The sequence below is a fragment of the Frankia gtarii genome (genome assembly GCF_025403375.1).
Classification (GTDB): domain Bacteria; phylum Actinomycetota; class Actinomycetes; order Frankiales; family Frankiaceae; genus Frankia; species Frankia gtarii.
The window spans coordinates 1-4043 of the sequence record NZ_JAMPTM010000419.1; the positions used below are offsets into that span (position 1 = coordinate 1).

4 protein-coding genes and 1 pseudogene are annotated in these 4043 nt (G+C 72.7%); 2 read left to right on the forward strand and 3 right to left on the reverse strand.

Translation table 11 applies throughout. From position 1 onward, the window contains the following. Positions 1 to 96 precede the first annotated feature (96 nt). Complete coding sequence (locus NBZ83_RS30665; RefSeq protein WP_261570715.1) at positions 97 to 1212, forward strand: lysylphosphatidylglycerol synthase transmembrane domain-containing protein; 1116 nt, start codon at positions 97 to 99, stop codon at positions 1210 to 1212. Positions 1213 to 1283: 71 nt separating this feature from the next. Here the strand turns inward: NBZ83_RS30665 and NBZ83_RS30670 are convergent, their stop codons facing one another. From NBZ83_RS30670 to NBZ83_RS30680, 3 genes are all read right to left on the reverse strand, one after another. Beyond that, positions 1284 to 1703 carry an ester cyclase gene (locus tag NBZ83_RS30670; RefSeq protein ID WP_261570714.1) on the reverse strand — a complete coding sequence of 140 codons (420 nt, stop codon included), beginning with the start codon at positions 1701 to 1703 and terminating at the stop codon, positions 1284 to 1286. A gap of 61 nt (positions 1704 to 1764) precedes the next feature. Further along, a complete protein-coding gene (locus tag NBZ83_RS30675) occupies positions 1765 to 2541 on the reverse strand; it encodes an SDR family NAD(P)-dependent oxidoreductase (RefSeq protein ID WP_261570713.1) in 777 nt (258 codons plus the stop codon). 376 nt (positions 2542 to 2917) lie between these two features. Next, positions 2918 to 3682, reverse strand: a complete 765-nt coding sequence (locus NBZ83_RS30680) for a Kelch repeat-containing protein (protein ID WP_261570712.1) — start codon at positions 3680 to 3682, stop codon at positions 2918 to 2920. Here NBZ83_RS30680 and NBZ83_RS33535 point away from each other — a divergent pair. Next, a pseudogene (locus NBZ83_RS33535) lies at positions 3675 to 4043 on the forward strand (hypothetical protein); the annotation flags it as partial. The gene NBZ83_RS30680 and the pseudogene NBZ83_RS33535 sit on opposite strands and share 8 nt — an antisense overlap.

A 4043-nucleotide genomic window follows, 5' to 3' on the forward strand; every position in this document is an offset into this window, starting at 1 on the left:
GAAATGGTTACGTGGTTGCTGGCGTGATGGTCGCTGGCTGGGCTGGGCGGGCACCGGAGGACGGGCCGGCGTGGTGTTCGAGGGGAGGTGGCCGCCGTGTCGGGGGGCGGACCCGAGGCGGACGAACCGCTCCCACCAGTCCCGGAGGAGCCGCGGCACCCGAGCGGCCCCGCCGCCGGCGAACCTCCGGATGACTCGGCCGAGCTCTCGGCCGGCGATGTCGTTCCGGGGGGTTTCGGCTGGGCCCGGGTGGCCGGCCGGGTCGTCCCGCTCGCCGCGACCGGCGTGGCGCTGTACCTGCTCATGCCGCAGCTGCTCGCGGTGTTCTCCGCGTTTCCCAGGCTGCGGGCGTTCCAGCCGCTGTGGTATCCGGCGATGGTCCTGCTGGAGGTGGCCAGCTTCGCCTGCGTCTGGCAGCTTCAGCGGATCGCGATCAGCGGGTTGAGCTGGCCCCTCTCGGTCACCTCGCAGCTGGTCTCGAACAGCATCAGCCGGATCGTGCCGGGCGGGATCGCGGTCGGCGGCGCCGTGCAGTTCCGCATGCTGAACCGGGGTGGCTGCGACCCCGCGGCCGCCGGGTTCGCGCTGACCGCGACCTCGATGGTGACCACCGGCGTCGTGTTCGGCCTGCCCCTGGTCGTCCTGCCGGTGATCTTCTTCGGTCAGCCGGCGCCGACCGGGCTCACCACGATCGCCACCACCGGCGGGCTGGCGTTCGCCCTGCTCGTGGTCGTCGGGGTGGTCCTCGCACGGTCGGACGCGACGGTTCGCCTGCTCGCCCGGGCGGTCGCCTGGCTGGCCCGGCTGATGCGGCGGTCAGTGCCCGCGGACCTGCCCGACGTGCTCGTCGCTCGCCGCAGGGACGTGATCCGCTCGCTGGGGCGGCGCTGGCCCGCGGCCGTGCTGACCGCCGCCGGCAAGTGGGGGCTCGACTACCTTGCGTTGCTCGCGGCGTTGGCCGGGGCCGGCCAACATCCGCGGGTGTCTCTGGTGCTGCTCGCCTACGTCGCTGCCAACGTTCTCGCCATGATCCCGATCACGCCCGGTGGTCTCGGCTTCGTCGAGGCGGGGCTGACCGGAACCCTCGCGCTCGCCGGGGTGCCGGCGGCGGCGGCCGCCGTGTCGACGCTGGCCTACCGGCTGGTGTCGTTCTGGCTGCCGCTGGCCGCGGGGGCCCCCGCCTGGGTCGCCTACCGCGTCCGATACCGGTGACCCGAGCTGGCGTGCGGCCGGGCCCGGTCACGGCGCGAGGTATCGCGTCTGCTCCGTCGGGGCCGGTGCGCTCAGGCGGCGACGGCGCCGACCTGGCGCAGGATGGTGAGCCGGTCCGGCAGCACGGTGTAGTTGACGATCTGGCCGTCTCGAAAGGTGACGAGGCTGATGCTGGTGGCGTCGATGCGCTTCCCGGTCGCGGGCGCGCCGAACAACTCGCCCTGATGGGTGCCTTCGATCCGCCAGAACACGACCACCCGGTCCTCCTCGGCGACGAGGTCGGTCACCGTGGTGCGCACGTCCGGAACCGCGGTCCGCAGCCACTCGAGGTGTTCCCGGAAACCGGCGCGGCCGATGGACCGGCCTGCGCGCTGGTGGGTGCCGTCGTCCCCGTCGTCGGCGACGAACGTCTCCAGCAGTTCTGCCTTTCCATAGTTCACCACCTCCTCGTAAAGCCGTCGCGCGATCTCCTTGTTAGCCTCGATGCTCATTCAGGTCCTTTCTCGGTTGAAATTTCGAGACGTTCGGTTCCCTGACAGATCTCCAGACCGACTACTGCGGCGGCTCTCCGTGGTAGGTGGGCGGCAGCAGAATTCCGTTGGAGGCGGAGAGGCCGCCATCGACCGGTATCACGGCGCCGGTGATGTAGGACGCCGCCGGGGAGGAGAGGAAATAGATGACCTCGGCCTGCTCCGCCGGCCGCGCCCAGCGTCCCAGCGGGATGCGCCGGGTCACCGCCGCGGCGAAGGCCGGATCGGCGCGCTGACCGGCGGTGCGCGGGGTCTCGGTGAGCCCGGGGGCGACGGCGTTGATCCGGATGCCCTCGAAGGCGTAGTCCAACGCGGCGGATCGCACCAGGTTGTTCGCCGCTGCCTTCGTGGTGTTGTAGGCCCAGGTGTAAGGATCACCCCGCAGCCCGGCGCCGGACGACGTCACGACGATCGACCCGCCCCCGGTGGCCCGTAGTGCCGGGGCGGCCGCGCGGATCCCCAGCACGAGACCGCGGACGTTCACAGCGTAGATCGTGTCGAGGCTCTCGGCGGCACCCGCCGCCTCGATCGGCGGGGCGCCCCCGAGACCGGCGTTGAGCACCGCCGCGTCGAGCCGGCCGAAACGCTCGACCGCCAGGGCGACCATGGCATCGTTCGTCGCCGGGTCCGCCACGTCACCGACGAGGGTCACCACGTCCTCGCGGGTGCCGAGCTTGGCCAGGCCCTCCTCGGACACGTCGACGGCGACGACGCCGAACCCGCGTTCGGCGAACAACTCGACGGTTGCCTCGCCGATCCCGGCCGCGGCACCGGTGACGACGACTGCTCCCCTGGCCATGCCGACCCTTCTCTCCCGCACCCGCGGTCGTTCGTGGGACGGCTCCGCAACATGCGTGTAGTAATCAGGCAGCATCTGGCCCGGATGGATCGGCTGCGTTGTTCCCACCGGAGGGCGTTCCGGCCGGTTTGTCGCTGATGTTTCTCAACCCTACCGGGCTCGGAAACGCCGCGGGCTGTTTTCTGGTTGCCTCTTCTCCGGTCCCACCCAACAAAGAACGGCCCGGACGATGGGTCCGGGCGGTGACGAAGGGCCAACCAGGAATGTTCCTCAGGGACGCGTGCCGTCGGTCTGCGGACGGTCGTGCTGCCCGCGGCCGTCGCCGGGTGGGTCGGCCGGCGGCGTGCCGGCCGCCCCACCCGGGCGGGGCGGGAACCTACCCGCTCAGGGCCCCCACCGTGTCCAGGGCGTCGCCGCCGGACGTGCCACCCAGGACGTACACCCGGCCGTCGCCGCCGGTGCTCGCGGCGGCGTCCGCCCGCTTCGACGCCGCACCTGTGGGGCCGGAGGTCCACTGGTCGTCGTCCGGGGAGTAGATCTGCACCGCGTCGGTGGCGTCGCCGCCAGCATCCCGGCCGCCGACGACGTAGACCCGGCCGTCCGGTCCGGTCGCGCCGGCCGCCCGGGTCACCCCGGTCGGCAGATCGGACACCTGGGTCCAGGAACCGCTGGCACCCGTACCGGGCGTGTAGGTGTACACGTCGGACGAGGCACGGGTCGCCGAGCCGCCGCCCGCCGTGCTGCCACCGGCGGCGAGGACGCGCCCGTCGGGCAGGGCGGTGAGAACCGGCGCCTTGACGGGGGTCGGCGGCGCGTCCGCCGTGGTCCAGCTCGCGGCGTCCGGGTCGTAGATCGCCAGCGTGTCGCCGTCGAGGACGTAGATCTTCCCGTCGGTGGCGCGGGCCGCCCGCGGGTCACCCATCGGCTTGGGCAGCGCCGTCCCGCTCGTCCAGCTGTCGTTGGACGGCGTGTAGACCTCGACGGTGTCCGTCGGGTCGTCGGTGGCACCGGAACGGCCACCGATCGCGTAGATCCGGCCGTCCGTGCCGGTCGCCGCAGCGAGATGGGTCCGCGGGGTCGGCAGGTCGGCGGCGTCCGTCCAGGCGTTCCTGCCCGGGTCGAAGACCTGGACGGTGCCCACCGGCGCGGCGACGGCGACGGCGCCGGGCGCCGCGGACGGCGAGCCGGTGCCGGTCGGCGACCCGCTCGACGTGGCCGACGGCGGGGTGCTCGGCGTCTCCGACGACTCATCGGTGGGTGAGGTGCCGGTGGATGGGGTGTCGGTGGGTGAGACGTCGGTGGGTGAGGTGTCGGTGGGTGAGGTGTCGGTGGAGGGCCCGGTGCTGGTGTCGCCGGGGTCGTTCGGCGCGTTGGACAGCGGGCCGAACGACGGTTCGTCGGTCAACGCGCCCGGGATGATCGTCGAGTTGGTGGTCGTACCGCCAACGGGTGGCGTGGTCGGCGTGGTCGGCGACCCCGTCGAGGTCGGGGAGGTGCCGGCG